Below are 23,193 nucleotides of genomic sequence, written 5' to 3'. Positions count from 1 at the left end.
GCCTGAGCTGAGCCGGCATGGCGATGGGTCGACCAGTCTGCGAAACTTGTTGGCAGCCTATGAGAAATCCGGGCTAGACTGCTATGCCCTCCCACAATTGGCAAGAGGGCAAAAGGCAAGACCCTGTGATTGCACCACGTATTCGTTTGACTTCCACATTTTGCGCACCCTGATAGCCGCTTGGTTTTGCTCCGCTGGCCAGACCAGCCAGAGCATCGGCGGGAGAAGTCGACCCGTACAATGCGCTGTTCCTCACATCCTTTGAGGAGCCTCTGATTAAGGCCCTGCCTGGGAGAACCCTGGCGCCGAGGCGATGATAACGACCCCGAAGATGGCCCAGTCATTGATGATGTGGGCACCGGTGGAGACCCACAGATTCCTGGTTTTGATGTAGGCCAGGGTCAATACGAGTCGTGCACTGCCAATAATCAGGATGCACTGGAGCCAATTCCAGTTGTAGGACGGCAGGTGTGCCAAGCCGAATATCACCGCAGAGACTACCCAGGCGATAAGCACCGAGATACCACGGCTCAGTCCCAGGCGGTTGTGCATCCAGAAAAGGATGGCCAGAAACGGCAGTATGGTCAGAATCTCCTCGCCCAACAGCTGTGGAACAGAGCGCAGGAAGAAGACCATCTGGTCAGCGGCTGCCTGGTTTGCCAGGCCGCCAACCGCGACGTTCACATCAGCTCCGAACAGCTTCATCACCAGAATGCCGACCAGGCTGCTCACGATCAGGTTGAGAATCGCAAAGGCAAGCATCCACCCGATATCCACACCACGTACAGGGCGAAACAGCGCTTTCCAATGCGGGCCAGCCACACAACGCAATGCCACAAGAGGAACCACCGCGAACAATACGGTACGGATCACGATACCCGTCGGCGAGATCAGTACCGGAATCGGCGCTGTGAGACAGGCGAAGCCCACGGCAACCGCTGCCAGCACCAGCAGCCATTGGCCGGAATTGAGGGTGATCGGCTGGCCGTGGTAGAACGGAAAGTCACCGCCAGAGACATCCCGGCTTGGCGAGCCGCCGTTCAGGGTGGGCTTGCCTGGGTTCGGGTGGTTATCCGGCACACCCTGGGGTTTGTGGTACATGATTTCGTTTCCTAGCTCACTGACAACAACACGACCACCAGCCCTTGCCAGAACACCGTCAGGATGATCCAGACCGCGCAAGCTAGCCAGAGATAACTTGGCACTCTATGTCTGTACGCAAACCAGCCTGCGATAAGCTGTACCACCGCCGTCATCGCAACCATGGCGCTGAAATAGCCATACAGTTCCCTGGAACCATCACCCGGTTGGAAGTACACCACAAAGTGGATGACACCAAACAGGATGGTCGCAATCTGGAGGATGAAAACACCCAGTTTTCGCCAGTTGGGAATGTCCTCGTTGAACAACGATTGCGATAACTTGTTCATCTTATTGATCCATTCTTCCAGTGAACAACCGGCAGCTCCTGCCAGTGTCAGTCAGCCAGCAACTGGGCACGATACTGCCCCGGTGTCGATCCGGTCCATTTCTTGAACGCCTTGTCGAAGGCACTCAGTTCCGAAAAATGTAACTGCTGTGCGATCGCCTCCATGGCCAGGTTGGGATCAGCCAGCAGGCGAAGTGCGAAATCCCGCTTCAGGTTGCCCAAAATGCCACTGTACGTGGCGCCCTCTTTCTTCAGTTTTCGCCAATACAGGTTCTCAGAGAGGCCCAGCGAATGGGCGATGTCCGCCTGCTTAAGCCAGCCCGTCTCCCGGTGGAGCACCAGCAGCCGTCGGGTTTGCCTGGTGAACGGCTCCGCCGTGTTTCGCACCAGCATCATGTTGTGATTGTCTTTCAGCATCCGCAACACTTCGTCCTGCGTGGCGGAGAACGGCACATCGATTGCTGCCTCATCAAACACAATCCGGTTATCGTCGGCAGAAAACGTCAGGCGCTCGCCGAACAGGTAACGCAGATGGCTATCGATGGACTGTTCCGGAAAACGGAACGCCAGAATTCTGGGTTTCAGTTCCTCACCAATGAACCAGCTGATCAGTCGCAGCCAGATCAGCAGCATGCTTTGATAGATAAACCGGTAACTGAGGTTTCTGCGCTCATCAAACTTGAGCACCAGGGCCACCGTGCCCGCCTGGCGCACGATCTCCCAGTGGAACTGCTCCGTGAACATTGAAAAGTACAGGTTGCCATAGTCCACCAGTGCCCGCAGAGAACGGCATCCCACAGCGCCCATCGCAAACACTCCAAAGGCCCGCCTGGGTAGCGGTTTGTCCAGAAATCCCAGGAACAGGTCTTCGGTTTCAAACATCACACGTTTAACGAACCCGCTGTACTCGAGTTTGGACACCCGGTGCCCGGTTACTGTCAGTTGCCGATCAGTCAGTTGCCATTCCGACAGAAGGCGCTGTGCAACAGGCGACCGCACCCCGATGCCTTCCAGTACATCCCCGAGAAAAGGCATGGGGATGGTTTGCGTCATTAGGTGTTCTTGCAGGGAGTTCAATGGAGCGACCATTCGCGTCATCCAACCAAGGATTGCCGATCTATCGATACAATCTATCGGAGAACGCAAGAAATGGACAAGTCGGCGGCAGGATTTGAACCTGCCGTCCTGGCGAGGCAGACGGTAGGTTGATCAGACCAGGGACGGCAATGCCAACAGCCGTCCGGAACCATCCAGACCACCATGGCCGGAGGCCCCTACCCGTGCATCGATCGGACGAACAACGCCTGTTAGAACGCTGTCTTGAATTGTTGCAAGAGAAAACCACGACCCTGTCGTCGGCAAGCCATGCCTCGCCGGTCGAACGATATATCGATCCAGAGCGGTTTGAGCGTGAGATGCAGACCATCCACCAACAGCTTCCGCTGGCCTACCTGCACAGCAGCGAACTGCCGGGGCCACACCATTTCCGGTCCCTGGAGACACACACGGGTGCAGTCCTGTTCACCCGCGGCGAAGACGGCAAGGTCAACGCCTTTCACAACGCCTGCCGGCACCGTGGCGCCAGGGTCGAATCCCGGGCCTCCGGCTGTGCCAAGGCCTTTTCCTGCCCCTACCACGCGTGGCGCTACGGCTCAGATGGGGCGCTGCTCTCAGTCCCCTTCGAACAGACCTGCTTTCCTGGTCTGGACAAGCAGGCCCACGGCCTCAGCGCCATCCCCTGCGTGGAAACGCACGGGTTCATCTGGCTGTGCCCGGCCGCCGAAACCCAGGCGGATGCGGAACAGCAGCTCAAGCAGCACCTGGCCCCTGTGGAAGGCGACCTCACCTGGCTGGGACTGGATCAGCTCCACGTTTTCAAACAGCATCGCCGACGCTGGCGCTGCAACTGGAAGATCGTGACCGAGGGTGGACTGGAAACCTATCACTTCAAGTTCGCGCACAAGAACAGCATCGGTCCGTATTTTCTGAGCAACACCTGCGTTACTGATCAACTGGGCGCGCATTTTCGGGTCGTCATGCCCACGGAGCGACTGCGGGACGTTACCCGCGATTCACTGAGGGAAGCCCGACTCAGGGACGTCGCCCACATTGTCTACGGGTTGGCGCCACAGACCACACTGCTGGTCCAGAAAGCCCATGTCGACTGGATTCAGATGATTCCGGTGAGCGCCGATGAAACCGACATCGTGATCACATCGCTGATCCCGACACCGCCGGCCGCGCTGAGTGAGGAGGCCCTGAGCCATTGGCAACGCAACATGGCCATCTCCATCGCCACGCTGGATGAGGATTTTGAACTGGGCGAATCAATTCAGGCGGGACTGACCAGCGGCGCCAACCAGTCCCTGACCTTCGGGCGTAATGAAGGCGCCCTGGAGGCCTACAATCGCTGGGTTGAGGACAGGTTGGAAGCGGCCCGGCAGACCTGCAAGTCTGCCAAATGAGACGCCCGTGGCTGTCGTAAAACCAGCGCTAAACCGGCGCCACAATCCCCAGCGTCTGGTTTACCGCGTCGCGGATCTCCCGGTAGCGTTCGGGGTTGTGGCTGAGTGTGTCGAGGCTGTCTTCGGGGAAGATGTCTTTGAGCTTCTGCCTGGCCTCGTCCCCGGCTACCACGGCGGGTAGCAGCTGTTCGAGGCATCGCAGCATGACTTCCGGCGACACCGATGCGCCGGGAGATGCCCCCAGCAAGGTGCCGTAAGTCTTGTCGCTGGACACGATGATCTCGGTGCCCATCTGCAGGTCGCCATCCTTGATGATCTGCACCCGCTGGCCGGCTTCCACCGCTTTCCAGTCGAACTTGCGGCTGATGCCCGGCGCGAAATTCTCCAGCTCCGCCAGCATGCTGCTCTCGCCTTTAAAGGTTTCAGAGACCAGATACTTCACTAGCGGGAAGTGCTCCAAGGCAACGTTCAGCAGGCCCGGCAGATCGTGTAATCGCATGGACCGGAGGTAGTCGATGAAGCCACGGCCTTTTTCCAGAACCGGCTTGAAGGACGCAAATGGCCCGAACAGCAGATAGTGCTGGCCGTTCGCCACCCGCAGATCCAGGTGTGGCACAGACATGGGCGGGGCGCCCACTTTGGCCTTGCCGTAGGTCTTGGCCCGGTACTGGTCGGCCTGCTCCCTGGTGATGGCCGCCTGCAGGAACCGCCCTCCTACCGGAAAACCACTGAAGCGGGCGCGGAATGGCAGGTGGCTCTTTTTCAGAAGTGGGAAGGCGCCGCCCCCGGCACCGACAAACAACACATCGGCCTTGTACTGAACCGCGTTGCCCATACGCTCGGTTTCCACCAGCCAGCTGCCCGCCGGGCTTCGGTGTACGCGTTTGACGTGGGTGCCGTACTCGATCTTGACGCCAAGCTTGTTCACGGCGTAGTTCGCCATCTGCTCCGTCAGCGCCCCGAAGTTCACATCGGTGCCGGTTTCAATGACGGTGGCGGCCATCTTTTCATGGCGCGGGCGGCCTTCCATGAGGTACGGCAGCCAGCGCTCAATCTCATCAAAGTCCTCGGAGTACTGCATGTGCTCAAAGAAATGATGGGCAGACATTTCCTTGAAGCGCAGTCGCAGCTCTTCAATCGCGGATTCGGAAACGATGGTGCAGTGCTTGGTCTGGTTGATGAACGTCTTGGGGTCCTGGATTGCGCCTTTGTTGACCAGATAGGCCCAGAACTGCTTCGCGACATTGAACTGGGCATGAATCTTCAACGCCTTCTCGACCGAGATGACCTCTTCGTCCACCGGGGTGTAGTTCAGCTCGCAGTTTGCCTCGTGCCCGGTGCCGGCGTTGTTGAACACCCAGGAGTTACCGGCGCCCGGACCTTCCAGGCGTTCCAGAATAGTAACGTCCAGTTCCGGTGCCAGCTCCTTCGCCAACACCGCAAACGTGGTGCCCATAATACCCGCGCCAATGACGATCACTTTCATAACGTCTTCCTACCCATCGTTTTTTCCATTTTTAACAAGCTAGAACCTAGCACGCTTAGGCATACGCGGGAAATCAGGGGCTGGTCCACACCGTTGCGGGTCAGGCGTCCCGGTAGGCGCTCTCACGCCGTTCGTTGATGGCCTTAACCTCGGCGCAGAGCTCGGCGGTGGGCCGGAGCAGCAGCCGTGGGATGCCGATCGGTTCACCGGATTCCAGGCAATAGCCAAAGTCGCCGGTGGCGATGCGGCGCATGGCGGCCTCGATCTTGGGCAGCAGTTTGCGCTCGCGATCCACAATGCGCAAAGCCAGCCGGGACTCCTCCTCGTAGGCGGCACGGTCGGCATCGTCGTTGTGTTCGGGCGGGTTCGCCAGGGTCTGTTTGGCAGCCTCAATGCTGTCCATGGTGTCCTGGCGCAGTTGCTCCAGTGTGGCCTTGAAGAAGGCGATCTGCGCCTCGTTCATGTAATCCGCCTCTGGGGCTTCCAGCAGTTCTTCCTTCGTCAGCATTCCATTCATTCCGTCAGATAGTTTGTTCTTGGCCGTAACCGGCGTTGTTTTGAGTCGGCAGATAATACCGGGTTTTTCAGGTGATTGGCTGTTTGATCGACACAGAGTTGATCTCTACCCGGAAAACAATGTTATAACATAACACCTACGTTTGCCGAGGAACGGCTGAGTACTCGCCAAACACCGACAGCAACAAACCCACCGTCCAGCCTCCTGGAGACCCCCTGTGACAGCCCTGTTGAAAGCCCCCCATCCCCCATCTGCAGTTGAAAGCGAAGCTGCCGACTGCCTGACTGAGATTTTTCGCGATACCGTGAACCTGGCCATCTGGCAACGCCGTCTGGATGCGCCCCTGCATGCGTTCGCCGATGCGGTGCTGGCGCACTCCGACAGCCTGGAGCGCTTTATCAGCGTCGGCCCCGGAGAGTCCGCACATGAGCTGCTGCCGGCCTGGGCGGCCAACCTTCCCGGCTCCAGCGCCTTCCTGGCGGACCTTGATCACCTGATCGAGATGTTCCGCTGCCTGTTCGAGCCTGCGGCGGTTGGTGTTCGGCTTCACGCCCTGCAACGGCCGATGTGCCCCCGGTTCCACACCGACCGGGTTCCGGTGCGGCTACTGAGCACGTATCTGGGGCCGGGTACGGAGTGGCTGCCGGAGTCCTGTGTGGTTCGCCACGGGGACACGGGGCGGCTGCCGGACCAGACCGCCAGCGCCGCGGAGATTCGCCATGTCCCTACCGGCGCGGTGGCACTGCTCAAGGGTGAGGCCTGGATCGGCAACGAAGGTCACGGTGTGGTGCACCGCTCACCTTGCGGGCGGGGTGATCCCCGGCTGTTGATTGGTCTCGACTGGCTCAGTGAGTGATGGCGGCTGACGACTGTCCTGCCGTCACCTGCAAGCCTCCCAGAACGGTTTTCAGGTGATCGTCCAGCAGCCTCTCGGTGTCCAGGGGAGCATAATCGGCAAACAGGATCTGCCAGATCGCGGCGATCATTGGCGCTCCCGCCAGAACCTGCGGCGCCACCTGCCCTGAGCCCTGGCGGAACTCCCCGCTGGCCTCGCCATCCTGCAGGCATTGCCGAATGGCCGCCGTACCGGGTTCAACGATATTGGAATAATAGAATTGCCGGAGATTTTCATGCTTTGGCCCCTCGGCGATCATCAGTCGCAGGATGGTGCGAAAATCTCCGGTCCCCAGAAAACGGCCCAGCGAGCGGACCAATTGCTCCAGGCGCTCTGTCGGTGGCCGGCTCGCCAGGGTGGCCGCCTGTCGGACGGAGTCCAGCGCCGGCCCCACCACATCCCGAACCATGCCCTGAAACAGGTCTTCCTTGTTCTTGAAGTAGAGGTACACCGTTCCCTTGGCCACCTCGGCCTCCCGGGCAACGTCGTCCATACGGGCTGCCTCGAAGCCGTGTTCGTCAAAGACCTTTAGCGCGGCTCTCACCAGATCCTCACGGCGGCGGCGCTGGGAGCGCGTTAAGGGCTTGTCCTCGTTATCAGAATTCATTGGCTGCTTCTCCTGGCAGATGTCGGTGCCGGTTTCTTGCTGATGCAGAAGTGCTTATATCGATTCCATCGGTATTGCGTCAACTGACCAGTCAGTCATATTATGACTCATCAGTCATTTTATGTAATCCAACCTGGAGCCGCTGACCAAAAAGGCCATTGGCGCCCCAACCCGGACATCGTTATGCCGACGCTCACTCCTTCGATACTGTTCAACCTGGCCGGCCGGCGGCTTGGCTTTACCCTGGCTGCCGCCGGCGGCCTGCTGTTGATGGCCTGCTCGCCACCGCCGGAACCCAAGATGCCGGTCGCACGCACGGTGATGGTCAGCCCGGCCGACGTCGCCGCCGACAGGCTGATGACGTTCAGTGGCACCGTGCAGGCCCGCCGTCGTTCTGTACTGGCATTCGAAACCGGCGGCATGATCCGGTCTCTGGACGTGGACCTGGGTGACACCGTTGAACGCCACCAGCCCCTTGCCACCCTGGATGACGAGGCCCTGCGACTGGACCTGAGGGCCCGCCGCGCCAACCTGGCCAACGCCGAGGCCGACCGGCGGGAGGCCGAACTGGACTACCGGCGTCGGCTGGCGTTGGCAGACACCGGCGCCACCTCACGCTCCGCCATTGACCAGACCCAGGCCCGGTTTGAGCGGGCACAGGCACAGGTCGACGCGCTCAAGGCCGAGGTTGCACAGGCACAGGACCGACTGGAGGACGCAACACTCCTGGCGCCGTTTCGGGGCGAAGTTACCGAGCGACTGGCGGAGCCGGCCGAGTTTGTCGCCGCAGGCCAGCCGATTCTCCACCTGATTGGCGAGCGAGACGGCCTTGAAGCGACCATCCACGTTCCCGGTCCGGTCCGGGAGGCGCTGGAGACTGGCCAGACCCTGGCGGTCTCGGTGCTGAATCACGGACGATCAACCACTGGCGTTGTCGCCCGGATTGGCTCCCAGGCCAACCGGGCCGGGCTGTTTCCAATCACCCTCACGCTGGCAACCGACGATATCTCCCTGCGCCCTGGAGAGACCATTGAGGCCACCTGGGACCAACACCCTGACGCAACGCCCCTGTTGATTCCGGTAACGGCCTATATCCCGGCCGGCCAGCGAATCGGGCGGGTCTTTGTGGTTGAGCAGGTTAACGGGCAGTCGCAGCTCGCCGCCCGGGAGGTGGTGCTGGGTGAGCTTGGCGGTCAGCACATTGAAGTGCTCTTCGGGCTGGAACCCGGTGAGCTGGTGGTCCAGAAAGGCGTTAACTTGCTGCAAGCCGGCCAGACCGTCCGAACGGCGGGTGTTGGCATTGCGCGATACAACCAGTGAGGAATGACGGATGAACCTTACCGAAGCCGCGTTCCGATTCCGTCCGGTGGTGCTGTTGTCCGTGCTGGCGCTCATGCTCTATGGCGCCCTGAGCTTTTTCTCCTTACCGGCGCGGGAAGATCCCAAGATCACCATTCGCGAGGCGATCGTTTCAACCAGCCTGCCAGGGCTTCGCGCGGACCGGGTCGAAGCCCTGATCACCCGCCCCCTGGAAGAAGCCATCCTCGGTGTCAGCGGGGTGGAAGAACTGCGTTCGGTATCATCGGACGGCCAGTCCATTATCTACGCCAAGGCCTATGACCGGCTCAATGAACTGGATCAGGTGTGGGACGAGGTGGAAGAAGCAGTCACCGAGGCCACGCCAGCCCTGCCCGAGGGGACCCACCCGCCCAGGGTCAACGACAGCTTCGGCGATGTAGGCATCATCACCCTGGCGCTGACCGGTAGCGATTACAGCCTTGCGGAACTCCATGACTTTGCCGAACACAGCCGGGAGGTAATCCGCACCCTCGCCGGTACCCGCAAAGTCGAGATCATCGGCACGGTTGAGCAGCGCATCTTCATTGAGGTCTCCGGCGCCCGTCTCGCGGAACTGGGCATTCCACCGGATGCCATTGCCGCCGCCCTGCAATCCCGCAACAGCCTCCAGCACGGCGCACTGCTCGATTCCGGCGACCGGGCTTTTTCGCTGGTCCCGAGCGGTGAGTTCCAGACCATCACCGATATTGAGCAGGTGTTGATTGCGGTGCCTGACGAAAGCCCGAAAGACACAACAGAAGCGAATGCGGTGATCCGCCTTGGAGAAATTGCCAACATCACTCGCGGCTATGCCGATCCGGCGCCACGGCGGGCCTATTTCAACGGTAAGCCGGCGGTGGTCCTGTCCATCATCATGCAACCGGACCAGAGCGTGCTGGATTACTCCGAGCGGGCACAGGTGCTGCTGGACGACCTGGCCGCAACGTTGCCTGTGGGCCTGGATCTGGATGTCATCACCTGGCAGGCGGATCAGGTGGAGAACGCCGTCTACGGTGTCTCTTCCAGCGTGGTGCAGACCCTCGCCATCGTGTTGGCGTTTGTGGTGCTGTTCCTTGGCGTGCGTACCGGGCTGATCGTCGGCGCCATCATTCCCGCCGTTATGCTGATCACGCTGGCAATGATGGCGTTCCTTGGAATGAGTCTGGAACGCATGAGCCTGGCGACACTGGTCATCGCCCTGGGCCTGCTGGTGGACAATGGCGTGGTCGTTGCGGAACACTTCAAACGACTGCTGATGGAAGGCCGCAACCGTCAGCAGGCGCTGACCCTGACCGGCCGTGAACTGGCCCTGCCCCTGCTCTCCTCGTCGCTGACCACCATCCTGGTGTTCCTGCCGCTGATGATGGCGGAACACGCCTCCGGCGAGTACACCCGCAACATCTCGCTGGTCATCCTTATCTCCCTGTTGTCGTCCTGGGTACTGGCGCTGACCGTGACCCCGACCCTGTGTTACCTGTTCATCAAGGTCCCGGCGAAAACAGCAACGCCGGCCCCGGGCCTGTTCAACCGCGTTGAGATGGCCTACGCCGGTGTGCTGACCCGGATTCTCCGGCACCGGCTGGCCTTTGTGCTGGCGATGTTTGCCCTGTTGCCCCTTGGCGCCTATCTGGTCAAGACCACCCCAGCCAAGTTTTTTCCGGACAGCGACCGCGCCCAGATCCTGGTCTACGTCAACCTGCCCGCGGGGGTAACGACCCGCACCACCAACGACCGCCTGCAGGCGATGATGCGTCTGATTGCCGATAACGAACGCTACCCGGAACTGGAGGACTTTGCCGCCTATGCCGGCTTCGGCGGCCCCCGCTTCGTGCTCTCGCTGGCACCACTGGAACCGGCTGCGAATGCGGGGTTTATCGTGATCAATGCCCGCAACCGGGACGCCGCTGCGGCTGCCATTCCCCGTCTTCGTGATGACTTCAGGCATGGATTCGCGGATGTCGAGGCACGAATCTCCGGCATGTTCCTGGGGCCGTCTGACCCCAACGTCATCCAGATCCAGGTCAAGGGCCCGGATGCCGATTACATCGTTGCGCAGTCGCAGGTCATCGAAGACATGCTGACATCGATACCCGGCACCATCGATGTCTGGAGCAACTGGTACAACCCGGTCACACGGGTGAATGTGGAGGTCGACCAACACCTGGCGCAGCGCGCTGGCGTTACGTCCGAAGACATTGGCAACGCCCTCACCAGCTACGTCAGTGGTCGAACGATGGCACAGTTCCGCGAGGGAGATGAGGTGTTTGCCATTGTCGCCCGGGCGATTGCCGGCGAGCGCCAGGACCCCGGTCGGCTGAAAACCGCTCCGGTGTTTCCCCAGGGCTCGGCAGACGCGGTGCCACTGGCGCAGATTGCCAGCATCAATACGCAGCCGGGTTTCGGATTCATTCATCGGGAGGATCTGGTCCGCACGGTGACGGTGGAGGCACGCAACCTGACGCTCTCGCCGGAGGACATGGCGCCGATACTGCAGCCCAAACTCGATGCCCTGAACCAGCATCTGGCCCCCGGCCACGTGGTGGAGTTCGACGGCATCGTCAAAGACTCTCAGGTTGGCCGGGCGGCGCTGTTTGCCGGCTTTCCGCTCTGCCTTGGGCTTTCGGTACTGCTGCTGGTCGCCCAGTTCAATGGCTACCGGCGACCGCTGATCGTCGTGCTCACCATTCCGCTGGTAATCATCGGCGTTGGTATGGGGCTGCGGATCATGCAGGCCCAGTTTGGTTTCATGGTGATTCTCGGAATGCTGGCCCTGGCGGGCATCATCGTGAACAATGCCATCATGCTGATCGACCGGATCGATATCGAACGACGGCAGAGCCGGCGGCCGGATTCTGATATTGTCATCAGCGCCAGCGTTCGGCGTCTGCGGCCCATTCTGATGACAACCATCACCACCATCGTTGGCCTGTTGCCACTGATTCTCGGCAAAGACGTGCTGTTCTATGGCATGGCCTCCAGCATGGCATTTGGCCTTGCGGTCGGAACCATTCTGACCCTGGGTGTGGCACCGGCCCTGTACTGTCTGTTCTTCGGTATCCGCATACCCGGACACGCAGATCGCGAGCCGTCATAAACCGTCGCCGATTTCAGGAATCCCTCGTCAGGAAACCTCACCATTGACCAAACACAGTATCCAACCGGGCCCGCCGTTGTCTGCGCCGCCACTGTCTTCGCCGCTACAGTCTCCGCCCCCGGGCCAGGCGGCGGAACGGCCCCGGTTCCGGCGTTACTCCATGTCGTCCCGCTACCTGTGGGTGTCGCTGCTGGCGGCGCTGGTGCCATTGCTGTCGTTTGCGGCGCTTTACGACAGCTACTTTTCTGAACTGGTCTCGCGACTGACGGACGAGCGACTGGCCACCCGCACCGCAGCCACCAAGAACGAGTTTCAGGTCTACCTGAACGAACGACGCTACGAACTGGCGGCGCTGGCCGACCAGTTCGATACCCCGGGTATCTTCACGGAGGGCGGCAGTGACCAGCTATCCCCCACCCTGCGGGACCTGCTGATTCTGCAGGCGGAACAAAAGGCGCTCTACGGCGTGGCGTTCTTCGATGCCGACCAGAACCTGGTCTGGACCTTTCCCGATGGTGCCCTGAGCCGGGAACGCTATGACCGGATGAAGGCCACCCCCGCCATCGATTTCGAGGGTGCCCAGCTGATCGGACCGGAGCCCCCGTCCTGGGATCGGCCACCGGTACTGCTGATGAAGCAATCGGTTGCGCTCAATGGCGGGACCGTCAATCAAAGCGGCACCGGCACCCGCGACCACACGCCTGCAATCGGACTGATTGTGCGGTTCAATTCCCTCGCGGCCATCGCCGGCAGTTTGCAGGTCGACGGTGTAATCCGGCCCCGCCTTAGCCTGCCGGATGGCCGCACCTACGACACCGTTGGCCAACTGGTACCCAGCCCGGAAACCCTCGTTGGCAGCTACCCGCTGCTGCCTGGCTGGTACCTGGAACTGGAACAGACCCGGGCCCTGGTTGAGCCGTCCAGCGCGCGCATGCGCTACGTGTTGATCCTGCTGGTCACCGGCACCGCCAGTTTCCTGCTGATCATTCACCTGGTGATCTCCCGCCGGCTGAAACGACAGATGGACGCGCTGATTGAGAGCGTTGAACACGTCGCCAATGGCGACCTGGAAACCCCGGTGGCGCAATCCTCCAGCCGCGAGGTCAAAGCTCTTGCGGAATCCATCGAACGCATGCGGCATCAGCTCAAACAGGTCATTCGCTCCACCCTGGAGGTCGATCGACAGGCTTCCCTTGGCAAGCTGGCCGCCGGACTGGCTCACGACATCCGCAACCCACTCACCACCATGCTGACGACCCTGCAGGCCCTGATCAAACGGGAACCCAACGCCAGCCACCGTGAGATGCTGGCAATGCTGGAGGACGAGGTTCAACGGGTTAACGAGGTTATCGGTAACCTGCTGAACTTCGCCCGGCCCAGGGAACCACAGGCAGAACCCATTCTGGTACGGCAACTGTTCGACAGCCTGACCGCGCTGGTGACAGCGTCCGCCCGCCGCCAGAATGTGACGCTCACGGTAAACTGTCCGGCCAACCTTACGGTGCATGCCGACGCCGGCCAGTTACGCCAGATGCTGATGAACCTGGTGCTCAATGCCCTGCAGGCGCTGCCCCACGGCGGTCAGGTCTGGCTGGATGCCGAGGCCATCGACCAGAGCCTCATGCTCTCGGTGCGCGACAACGGTCCCGGTATTCCAGAGCACCAGCGCCAACGGGTCATCGAGCCGTTCTTCACCACCAAGAGTACCGGCACTGGCCTGGGGTTGGCGATCTGCCACACCCTGGCCGTCAAGAATGGCGGCCGTCTGACCATTGAGAGCACGCCAGGCCAGGGCGCAACTGTTAGTATTCGATTCCCGATCGGTGAAGGTATGGAGTTGGAAGCATGAGCGCCGTCCGCGTCCTGGTGATAGATGACGAACACAACCTGGTCCGCAGCATCCGGTTTGCGCTGGAAGACCAGGCAATGTCCGTGGCTGGCGCCCACACCGGCGCAGACGGCATCAAGGCCATCGACACCGAGCGCCCGGATGTGGTGTTGCTGGATCTGGGCTTGCCGGACATCTCCGGCCTGGAAGTATTGGCCGAACTCAAGACCGCATACCCGGAACTGCCGGTGATCATGATCTCCGCCCACGGCGACACCCGGGCTGCCGTCAAAGCGGTGAAAGATGGCGCGGTGGACTACATCACCAAGCCGTTCGACTGGGACGAATTGGTGCTGTTGATCCGGCGCTCCAGTGAGCGTTTCCGCATCAAGCGGGAACTGACCTACCTGCGCCAGCGGCAATCACACGCCGACCGGATCATCGGATTCAGTGATCCGGTCCGGCAGCTCAAGCGCACCATTGAGCAGGTTGGCCAGAGCAACACCCGAACCGTGTTGATCTCCGGGCCCTCAGGTACCGGCAAGGCGCTGATAGCCCGCAGTGTGCACGACTTCCGGATGCAGGAAGCACCGTTTATCGAAGTCAACTGCGCTGCGTTGCCGGAGCAACTGATTGAAGCTGAGCTGTTCGGTGCCGAGAAAGGTGCCTATACCGGCGCTACCCAGAGCCGGGCGGGACTGATCGCCCTGGCCGACGGCGGCACCCTGTTCCTGGATGAAATCGGTGAACTGCCGCTGCCGCTGCAGGCAAAGCTGCTCAGTTTCCTGGAGAATCGCAGCTACCGGCCGGTCGGGGCCAGTCGCGAGTTCCAGGCGGAGGTGCTGGTGATTGCCGCCACCAACCGGGACCTCAAGGCCGAGTCCGAAGCCGGCAACTTCCGTGCAGATCTCTACTACCGCCTCAACATCCTCCCCATCGACGCGCCAGGCCTGGCCGGCCGGCCGGAGGACATCGACCTGCTGCTGAACTACTTCGGCGAGCGCTTTGCGGCCCAGGAGGCGTCCGAGCCACCGCGCTGGCATCCGGAGGTGGTTCGCCGTCTGCAGGGCTACCACTGGCCTGGAAACGTGCGGGAGCTGCGCAACCTGGTGGAGCGGATGACCATCCTGCACCCTGGCCGCGAAATCACCCCAGACCGCCTGCCCGACGAGTTCCACCATCACGACACCACCACGGCACCGGCCGCCCGTTACGCCGACGCGGTGGAAGCCCGCGAGAAAGAACTGATACTCCAGGCCCTGAGGGAAACCGACTGGCGCAAGGGCGAAGCCGCCGAGCGTCTGGGTATCTCCCGTCATGCCCTTAAACGGCGGATTCAACGCCTGGGCATCGAGGCCTAGACGCCATGGCATTGCCCCGGTTTCTGTCCGCTGTCCTGCTGTCTCTGCTGCTGGTCTGTGCCCGGGTCGAGGCGCGGGTTACCCTGGGTGTTCCCGCAGCCCAGGCCGACGTACAGGTCGGCTGTCTGTTTCCGCTCGACGGCCGGGGTGGTCTCTATGGCAAGGACAGCCTGGTCGGCATCCGGCTGGCGCTGGAATGGCTTGAGCAGCAGGAGACTCCCTATCCCAGCCTGCATATCATGGTGGAAGACAGCCGCTCCCGGGTTTCCCGGGCCGTGCGCCTGGTGCGGGGGTTTGTTCGTGAGGACAATGCCCGCTTCCTGTGCGGTGTCGTCAATTCCGCCATCGCCTGGGCCGTCTCCCAGGTCGCAGAGTCGGAGCGTGCATTCTTCATTGGCACCGACCACGCCTCCACCCGATTGACGGAAGCGCCGGTGTCGCCCTATTACTTCCGCGTCAACAACAACATTCACCAGTCCATGACCGCGGCAGCGGCCTACATCCGGGATCGCTTTCCGCTCCCCGACAACCGGCCACTGCGGCTGTCCTACCTAGGCCCGGATTACGACTATGGCTACCGCATGTGGCGGGATTTCCGGGACGCCCTGACGGACCAGGGGGTGGACTTCGAGATCGTGACGGTGCTGTGGCCACGGCTGTACGAGCCCAACTATGCCCCCTACATTCACGCGCTCACCGAACAGCCGGCCGATCTGGTGGTGAATGCCCTGTGGGGCGGCGATCTGGTGGCCTTTGTGCAGCAGGCCAACCAGACCCCGCTGTTCCACCGCACACGGGTCGCCAACTTCGACACCGGCGGCAACTACGAAGTGCTGGCGGCCCTGGGTGAGAACATGCCCTCCGGACTGATTCTCTCCGCCCGCCACCACAACAACTGGCCGCAAACCGCGTACAACCGCTGGTTTGTACAACGCTTTCACGAGCTCAGCGGCCGTTACCCCTCTTATGCCGCCGAAGGCGCCTACGCCGGCATCCTGGCCATTGCCGAGGCCATTCAGACGGCCGGGACCGACGCCAGTGACGCCGACGTTCAGCGGGCGCTTGAGCATCTGCAACTGAAACTGCCCGAGGACCCGCCCGGGTTCACCTCGTTCATGGACCCGGACACCCACCAGCTGCAGCAGGTGATCTCTATCGGCACCAGCACCGCCGACGATGGCCTGCCGCCGGCCAGCAAGCTGCTGAACGACTGGTACATACACTACCCGCCATCGAACTCCCCCACCTCTGACTAACTCCGAATCGCCTCTGCGCGATCTGAGGGCTGTAGCTGCAAGGCGCGGTTCGCAGCCAGTGGCCGTCGGAGCGAAAAGCGCTCATTGCGCAGCGCAACCTGAGCGGATACCGCTCACGCCATCATTTTTCTTTCTTTCCAAAAAGACAGTTACGCCTTTAATTACAAATAGTTAGGAAATATCAGGGAACTGGCACTGCGGTTGCTATACCGCTAATGCACCGAGCTTTGAGCGCGCTATCAGCCACCTACAACAACGTAACGAGGCCGTTCCCGATGAAAGCACTGCCAACGATCTTCCTACCGTTATTGCCAATCTGACACCGCTGTCATCGTCGGAGACACCACCGGGCAGCCCATGGTGCTGAGCATTGCCGCGACCAGGCTGCCCGCCTGTGTGGTCCGATGAACACAGGCGGTGCCTAACTGTCGTGTCTGAGCGCCGTACCAGATCGCTGCAACGAATCGTCATTCACCCCAACTGTCATACAAAAACAGGAGCCTGCAATGATCCCATTGAAAGACCCATCGCTACTCAAGAGCCACTGCCTGGTGAACGGGCAGTGGCTGGAATCCCGCTCCCAGGAAACCTTTGCCGTCATCAACCCGGCCAATGGCGACACTGTTGGCACGGTTCCCAGCTTCGGGCCGGATGAAATCCCCGCCATTATCGATGCGTCCCGGGTTGCGCAGGCGGCGTGGGCCAAACGCACAGCCAAGGACCGTTCCGCGATTCTGCGTCAGTGGTTTGAACTGATGCTGGAGCATGTCGACGATCTGGCGCTGATCATGACCACCGAACAGGGCAAGCCACTGGCTGAAGCCCGTGGCGAGATTGCTTACGCAGCCTCGTTCATCGAGTGGTTTGCCGAGGAAGCCAAGCGCCTTTACGGCGATACCATCCCTGCGCCCCATGCCGATCAACGCCTGACCGTGCTGCGCCAACCCATCGGGGTGACCGCCGCCATCACCCCCTGGAACTTCCCGGCCGCGATGATTACCCGTAAGGCAGCACCGGCTCTGGCAGCTGGCTGCTCGATGATTGTACGGCCGGCGGATCTTACGCCACTGACCGCGTTGGCCCTTGGCGAACTGGCCCAGCGGGCAGGCGTTCCGGCCGGGGTCCTGCAGATCGTCACCGGGCCGGCCAGCAAGATCGGCCAGGTACTCACCGACAGTGAAAACGTGGCCAAGCTGTCATTCACCGGCTCCACCGAAGTGGGCCGGCTGTTGATGGCGCAATGCGCACCGACAATCAAGAAACTGTCGCTGGAACTGGGCGGCAACGCACCATTCATCGTCTTCGACGATGCGGATCTGGATAAAGCGGTCCAGGGCGCCATCGCCTCCAAATACCGTAACGCCGGCCAGACCTGCGTGTGCGCCAACCGGATTCTGGTGCAGCGTGGGGTCTATGACGCCTTTGCCGACAAGCTCGCCACCGCGGTGCGCGCCCTGAACGTCGGAAACGGCACCGAAGACGGCGTCGACATTGGCCCGATGATCGAAGAGAAAGCCATCCGCAAGGTGGAAGAACACATCGCCGATGCGGTCGAGAAAGGCGCCACCCTGCTCCATGGCGGCGAACGTCTGGGCGGGCTGTTCCTGACACCCGCCATCCTGACCGGCGTGACACCCGCCATGAAAGTCGCCAGGGAAGAGACCTTTGGCCCGATGGCCCCGCTGTTCGTGTTCGATACCGAAGAAGACGCCATCGCCATGGCCAACGACACCATCTTCGGCCTCGCCGCCTACTTCTACACCCGCGATCACGGCCGTTCCGTGCGGGTGGCAGAAGCCCTGGAGTACGGCATGGTCGGCCACAACACCGGCCTGATCTCCAACGAAGTCGCGCCTTTCGGCGGCATGAAGCAGTCCGGGCTTGGCCGTGAAGGTTCCAGATACGGCATCGATGAATACCTTGAACTCAAGTACATCTGCAGCGCGTTCTGAAGCGCCCCACAGAGCAACTCAATCCATCGGATAAACAGGAGAAAAACATGCCAGAAGGTATCAAGCCATTCACGTTCGACACACCGGGTGCCATGCACATGGAATGGGGCGCCGCCGGTCGGCTGGGAGAGATTCTGGGTGACTGGTTCCGCCAGCGCAATCTGCTGATCGTCACCGACAAATTTCTCCACCAGAACGGTCTGCTGGAGCCTGCCAAGGCGTCCCTGGCCGATGCGGGCTTCCAGGTCACCGTGTTCGACGACGTGGTCGCCGATCCGCCCGAAGCCGTGGTGACGGAGTGCGCCGAACGCGGCAAGACGGCAGGCGCCGATGTGGTGCTGGGCTTTGGCGGCGGTTCGTCCATGGACATCGCCAAACTGGTGGCAGTGATGCTGACCTCCGACCAGCCACTGGCGGACATGTATGGTATTGGCAACGTCACCGGTGCGCGCACGCCGCTGGTACAGATTCCGACCACCTCCGGCACCGGCTCGGAAGTCACCAACATCACCATTCTTACGACTGGTGAAACCACCAAAATGGGCGTGGTGTCCCGGCAACTCTACGCTGATCGCGTGCTGCTGGACGCCGAACTGACCGTAGGACTGCCGGCCAGCGCCACCGCCGCCACCGGGATCGACGCCATGGTCCACGCCATTGAGGCGTACACCTCGGTTAACCGCAAGAACCCGCTCTCCGATGCCCTGGCGCGGGAAGCACTGAAGCTGCTCGCCAATAACCTGGTACCCGCCTGCCGGGATGGCGGCGACCGTTCGGCCAGGGAGGCCATGTTGCTGGGGTCCAACCTGGCGGGTCAGGCGTTCTCCAACAGTCCGGTAGCCGCAGTTCATGCCCTGGCCTACCCACTGGGCGGCCACTTCCACCTGCCCCACGGCCTGACCAACGCGCTGATGCTCGGGCCGGTACTGCGCTTCAACATGAAGGCCGCTGCGCCGCTGTATGCGGAACTGGCGGACGTTCTGTTCGGCCCGTCAGACGAGGACGTCAACGCCCGCGCCACCAGGTTCGTCGACCACATGCAGGAGCTGATGAACGACTCTGGCGCGCCGCAACGGCTGCGGGATGTGGCGGTGCCTGAGGACAGCTTACCGACCCTGGCACGGGACGCGATGCTGCAAACGCGGCTGCTGATGAACAACCCGGTGGAAGTCACCGAAGCCGACGCCCTGGCGCTCTATCGGGAAGCCTACTGACTCACGGGAACACGCCGAATATCAGTTAATCCAAAGCATTAAAAACTGAAATTATCTAACTGAATATAAAAGAGTTACAACAATGAAATATACACGCGTAGACGGGCAGGAAACGCCCTATTGGGGCGTTGGGCCATTCAAGGTGCGGCTGCCGTTTGTTCACTACCGTATTGAGTGGCCGGACTACTTTCAGGGCCTGCTGATGTGCGCTGTCGACCTGGCGGCCATCCCCCTGATGACCGAACTGCTGGGCATGCCCTTCGAGGTGGCATTGGCGGTGGTGATCATGAACGGCATCCTCTACCTGCTGCACCACCTGGTTGGCGATCCGGTCGTTCCCGGCTGGATCACCCCCGCGATCCCGTTGCTGATGGCCTATTGCGCCACCTTCCCGGAGGGCCCGGAGCGAATACATGCGCTAGTGTCATTCCAGCTGCTACTCGGTCTGTTCGCCATTGGCATCGGCGCCAGTGGACTTGCTCACCGGGTGGTTGGCGCCATACCCCAGGCAATCAAGTCCGGGGTGATCATTGGTGCTGGCGTTGCCGCAGTGATCACTGTGTTCAAGGTGGATGGCCGCTTTGATACCTACCCCATCACCATCTCACTGGCCGTGGGGATCGCCTTCTACGTGATCTTCTCCCGCCACTTCGCCCGTCTGAAACGGGAGAATGCGCTGTTTGGCATGATCGGCAAACTGGGCATCTTCCCGATCATCGCACTGGCGATCATTATCGCTCCGACCTTTGGTGAAGCCTCCTGGCCGGACATCAAGTGGGGCTTCTCCAACCCGGACTTTGTCACCCTGTGGCAGGAGTACACCGTCTTCGGTCTGGGTTTCCCGCCCATCGAAATGTTCCTGACCGCCATTCCCACAGTTCTGGCGGCCTACATCGTGTTGTTTGGCGACGTGCTGCAGAGCAAGGCCATCCTCGATGAGGCCGATCATGAGCGTCCCGATGAAAAGATCGACTACGATCCTGATCGTGCGCACATGGCCTTTGGCGCCCGCAACTCAGCCATGTCGATTCTCGGCCCGGACGTAACCATGTGCGGTCCGCTGTGGGCCGCCATGCACGTGGTGATCGTGGAGCGTTTTACCCAGGGCAAGAAAGCCATGTACTCCATTATTGGTGGCGCCGGCTCGTTCCGCTGGGGCACCAACACCGGCCTGCTGTTCATGCCCATTGTCAGCCTGGTGCAGCCGATTCTCGGCATCGCCCTGGCGCTGACTCTGCTGATCCAGGGCTATGTATCGGTACGGATCGGGGTTATGGAAGCCCGGTCCCAGCGTGACCTGGGCATCGCCGGTATTGTCGCCGCGGTGTTGGCTACCCGGGGCGCAACCTGGGCGTTCGCGGTGGGTGTGGTGTTGTGCCTGCTGGTGTATGGCCGGGACTTCTTCAAGGGAGAGACCGACAACACCTTCGTGAAGGATCAGGAAGCGTAAACCATTGGTGCGCTGGCAGACGCAAGCTCCGCCAGCGCTCCGTAGCTGCAGACTGCCTGGGTCACGACAGTGTCAGGCTGTCAGCCCATGGGCCTTGCCATGGGCCTCCCATTCTGAATCCGGTACGATCACAATCTTGCCCAGGTAGTCGCTACCGCGATTCACGAAATAGCGCTCCGCCTCATGCAATTCCGACAAACGGAAGGCCGCATGCAGCACGGGTTTGAGCTGGCCGCTGCGAATCCACGCCACCAGTTGTTCCGCTTCTTCCCGGGTACCATGGGACACCCCGAAGATCTGCACCTGGTAAAGATAGATCCGCGTCCACATTATCTCAGAAACGTTGCCGGCGCTGGCCCCGGCGATGCTGAGGCGGGGATAGTCGCTGCGGGCGTTCATATCGAAGATCATCGCATCGATGAACCGGTCGGTCATGTCACCGCCAGCCAGATCCATCACCGCGTCCAAGGGCGCACCGCCGGTCATCGCTTTCACCCGTTCCTCAAACCGCCCCATGTCGGAACGGTCCAGTACCGCCTCGGCCCCCAGGGCCTTGAGCGCTTCAGCCTTGCTCTGTTGGCTCAGGGCATAGGGAATCGCGCCCACAATCCGGCACAGCTGGATCAGCGCGGTGCCCACACCACCGCTGGCGCCGGTCACCAGCACCCGCTCGCCGGCCTTGATGCGGGCGGAGGTCATCATGTGATACGCGGTCTGGTAGGAACACATGCCCATGGCGGCAAGCTCGGCGTCATCCAGGTCCGGATTGGGGACGTGATGGAACTGATCCGCCGGCACCACCACATACTCGGCAAAACCGCCATCGGCGCCGTGACCGTAGTAGTCCGGTGTCAGGTTGATGTCCCGGCGCTCATCGGCGTAGATATTGAAATCCAGCAAGCCCCGCTCACCGACGCGGGCCTCATCGACGCCCTCACCCACGGCAGCCACCCGGCCCACGATGTCCGCACCCTGGATTCGGGGAAACGTCAACGTGGGCTCGCCACCCATGGCAAAGGACGTAACCTCCCCCCTGTCCTTGGTCGGGTACAACCCCTCCCGGGCCTTGCGGTCGGTGTTGTTTTTGGCGGTGGCCGTCACCTTCACCAGCACCTCACCAGGGCCCGGTCGCGGTGTTGGCACATCGGCCTGGTACACCAGCTTGTCCACATCGCCGTGGCCGGTCAGCACCATCGCTGTCATGGTTTGCGGAATCATCTGCTTGCCCATCCTGAGGCCCCTTCTCTTGGTGGTTTGGCCAAGGAGTTCATCAGCAACACTCCCTGATCTCAAGACCATAGCAAACCTGATCGGGACTCGCCCAAGGGAAGCTCACCCATGCTCCATGCCGCGGCTGTCTCCCAATGCCTCAGGCGTACAGGCAAGCACCATCCGATCAATGAACTGGCGAATCTTGGCCGGCACGTAGGGCGTCTGTTTGTACAGGGCGTGAAGGGGAAACGCCTCAAGCTGGAAGTCCGGCAACAGGGCAACCAAGCTGCCGTTGCTGAGGCCTTCACGAAAAGCCCAGACCGGCCCGAGATGTACGCCCCGCCCCTCAGAGACCAGATCCCGAATCGTCGCCAGGTGATTGACGCACAAGCGCCCGTTTACCATAACATCCACCCGACCTTCAGGCCCGGTGAGTGCAATCGGCCGACGTGCGGACTCTCGACCGTAGAAGATGAAGTCCAGGGCTTTCAGATCATCCGGGCTCACAGGCAGAGCCCGATCATTGAAAAAGGTGCTGGCGGCTACGAGCACCCGGGGCACATCACCGAGCCGACGACAGATCAGCCCGGAATCCGGCAGTTGCCCGACGCGAATAGCGACATCAATATCCTGGGAGGCCAGATCCTCGAACCGACTGCCCAGGATCAACTCAACGGCCAGTTCCGGGTAACAGTTCTGCAGCTCAGTAATCACCGGAACCACAAAAGTCGCACCGAACTCCTGGGGTGCAGCGACTCGTAGCAGGCCGCTGGGGGTGTCCGTCTGCCGGCGAATCTGCGCCTCCAGGGCTTCCTTCTCAGCCACCAATGAACGCAATCCCTGATAATAGCGCTGGCCGGCTTCTGTCGGCACTGATCGCCGGGTGGAACGTTGCAAAAGCTTGACACCAAGGCTCTGTTCCAGTGCTGCAATCCGACGACTGACGGACGACGGCGCAGTGTTTAACTGCTCCGCTGCTGCCTTCAGGCTACCCGCCTCCACAACCCGGAGAAACACCTGCTCATGGGCCATACGCCACTCCCAGCTTATTGCAAATTACGCAACCATACGTTGCTTTAAAACCAGCTA

18 protein-coding genes are annotated in these 23,193 nt (G+C 61.2%); 10 read left to right on the top strand and 8 right to left on the bottom strand.

The window, feature by feature from the left end; all coding sequences use genetic code 11:
- Positions 1 to 276 precede the first annotated feature (276 nt).
- The 3 genes from MLD24_RS05515 to MLD24_RS05505 are packed head-to-tail and all read right to left on the bottom strand — an operon-like array spanning position 277 to position 2,482.
- A complete protein-coding gene (locus tag MLD24_RS05515; protein WP_248164985.1) occupies positions 277 to 1,101 on the bottom strand; it encodes a CPBP family intramembrane glutamic endopeptidase in 825 nt (274 codons plus the stop codon).
- A gap of 11 nt (positions 1,102 to 1,112) precedes the next feature.
- Entirely contained in the window at positions 1,113 to 1,430 is a 318-nt protein-coding gene (locus MLD24_RS05510; RefSeq protein WP_248164982.1) for a hypothetical protein, read from the bottom strand.
- A 47-nt stretch (positions 1,431 to 1,477) separates the two neighbouring features.
- A complete protein-coding gene (locus MLD24_RS05505) occupies positions 1,478 to 2,482 on the bottom strand; it encodes an AraC family transcriptional regulator (RefSeq protein WP_248164980.1) in 1,005 nt (334 codons plus the stop codon).
- Between the two features lie 227 nt (positions 2,483 to 2,709).
- Between MLD24_RS05505 and MLD24_RS05500 the strand changes: the two genes are divergently transcribed.
- Positions 2,710 to 3,894 (top strand): aromatic ring-hydroxylating oxygenase subunit alpha, encoded by a 1,185-nt coding sequence (locus MLD24_RS05500; RefSeq protein ID WP_248164977.1) that lies wholly within the window; start codon positions 2,710 to 2,712, stop codon positions 3,892 to 3,894.
- 28 nt (positions 3,895 to 3,922) lie between these two features.
- Here the strand turns inward: MLD24_RS05500 and MLD24_RS05495 are convergent, their stop codons facing one another.
- Both MLD24_RS05495 and MLD24_RS05490 read right to left on the bottom strand, forming a co-directional pair.
- Entirely contained in the window at positions 3,923 to 5,380 is a 1,458-nt protein-coding gene (locus tag MLD24_RS05495; RefSeq protein WP_248164974.1) for a malate:quinone oxidoreductase, read from the bottom strand.
- A 100-nt stretch (positions 5,381 to 5,480) separates the two neighbouring features.
- Complete coding sequence (locus MLD24_RS05490) at positions 5,481 to 5,888, bottom strand: TraR/DksA C4-type zinc finger protein (protein ID WP_248164972.1); 408 nt, start codon at positions 5,886 to 5,888, stop codon at positions 5,481 to 5,483.
- A gap of 226 nt (positions 5,889 to 6,114) precedes the next feature.
- Here MLD24_RS05490 and MLD24_RS05485 point away from each other — a divergent pair, with 226 nt between their 5' ends.
- Complete coding sequence (locus MLD24_RS05485; RefSeq protein WP_248164969.1) at positions 6,115 to 6,753, top strand: DUF1826 domain-containing protein; 639 nt, start codon at positions 6,115 to 6,117, stop codon at positions 6,751 to 6,753.
- Here the strand turns inward: MLD24_RS05485 and MLD24_RS05480 are convergent.
- On the bottom strand, positions 6,743 to 7,399 hold the full coding sequence (locus MLD24_RS05480; RefSeq protein WP_248164966.1) for a TetR/AcrR family transcriptional regulator: 657 nt from the start codon (positions 7,397 to 7,399) through the stop codon (positions 6,743 to 6,745). The genes MLD24_RS05485 and MLD24_RS05480 overlap by 11 nt on opposite strands.
- A 183-nt stretch (positions 7,400 to 7,582) precedes the next feature.
- Between MLD24_RS05480 and MLD24_RS05475 the strand changes: the two genes are divergently transcribed.
- The 8 genes from MLD24_RS05475 (at position 7,583) to MLD24_RS05440 (ending at position 20,892) form a co-directional block, all read left to right on the top strand.
- Positions 7,583 to 8,719, top strand: a complete 1,137-nt coding sequence (locus MLD24_RS05475; RefSeq protein ID WP_248164963.1) for an efflux RND transporter periplasmic adaptor subunit — start codon at positions 7,583 to 7,585, stop codon at positions 8,717 to 8,719.
- Positions 8,720 to 8,729: 10 nt separating this feature from the next.
- Positions 8,730 to 11,831, top strand: a complete 3,102-nt coding sequence (locus MLD24_RS05470) for an efflux RND transporter permease subunit (protein WP_248164962.1) — start codon at positions 8,730 to 8,732, stop codon at positions 11,829 to 11,831.
- A gap of 43 nt (positions 11,832 to 11,874) precedes the next feature.
- Positions 11,875 to 13,680, top strand: coding sequence for a sensor histidine kinase (locus tag MLD24_RS05465; protein WP_248164959.1), 1,806 nt, complete (start codon positions 11,875 to 11,877; stop codon positions 13,678 to 13,680).
- Entirely contained in the window at positions 13,677 to 15,020 is a 1,344-nt protein-coding gene (locus tag MLD24_RS05460; RefSeq protein ID WP_248164956.1) for a sigma-54-dependent transcriptional regulator, read from the top strand. The genes MLD24_RS05465 and MLD24_RS05460 overlap by 4 nt, the downstream gene beginning before the upstream one ends.
- A gap of 5 nt (positions 15,021 to 15,025) precedes the next feature.
- On the top strand, positions 15,026 to 16,276 hold the full coding sequence (locus MLD24_RS05455) for an ABC transporter substrate-binding protein (RefSeq protein WP_248164953.1): 1,251 nt from the start codon (positions 15,026 to 15,028) through the stop codon (positions 16,274 to 16,276).
- 509 nt (positions 16,277 to 16,785) lie between these two features.
- Positions 16,786 to 18,228, top strand: a complete 1,443-nt coding sequence (locus MLD24_RS05450) for an NAD-dependent succinate-semialdehyde dehydrogenase (protein ID WP_425562295.1) — start codon at positions 16,786 to 16,788, stop codon at positions 18,226 to 18,228.
- Positions 18,229 to 18,287: 59 nt separating this feature from the next.
- Complete coding sequence (locus tag MLD24_RS05445) at positions 18,288 to 19,442, top strand: iron-containing alcohol dehydrogenase (protein ID WP_248165030.1); 1,155 nt, start codon at positions 18,288 to 18,290, stop codon at positions 19,440 to 19,442.
- A gap of 82 nt (positions 19,443 to 19,524) precedes the next feature.
- Positions 19,525 to 20,892, top strand: coding sequence for a hypothetical protein (locus MLD24_RS05440; RefSeq protein WP_227175794.1), 1,368 nt, complete (start codon positions 19,525 to 19,527; stop codon positions 20,890 to 20,892).
- 72 nt (positions 20,893 to 20,964) lie between these two features.
- Here MLD24_RS05440 and MLD24_RS05435 read toward each other — a convergent pair whose 3' ends face one another.
- Positions 20,965 to 22,110 carry an alcohol dehydrogenase catalytic domain-containing protein gene (locus MLD24_RS05435; protein WP_248164950.1) on the bottom strand — a complete coding sequence of 382 codons (1,146 nt, stop codon included), beginning with the start codon at positions 22,108 to 22,110 and terminating at the stop codon, positions 20,965 to 20,967.
- A gap of 114 nt (positions 22,111 to 22,224) precedes the next feature.
- Positions 22,225 to 23,136 (bottom strand): LysR family transcriptional regulator, encoded by a 912-nt coding sequence (locus tag MLD24_RS05430; RefSeq protein WP_248164948.1) that lies wholly within the window; start codon positions 23,134 to 23,136, stop codon positions 22,225 to 22,227.
- Positions 23,137 to 23,193 lie beyond the last annotated feature (57 nt).

This window comes from Marinobacter xestospongiae (assembly GCF_023156385.1).
GTDB lineage: Bacteria > Pseudomonadota > Gammaproteobacteria > Pseudomonadales > Oleiphilaceae > Marinobacter > Marinobacter xestospongiae.
This window is presented reverse-complemented; position numbering and strand designations above follow the sequence as displayed.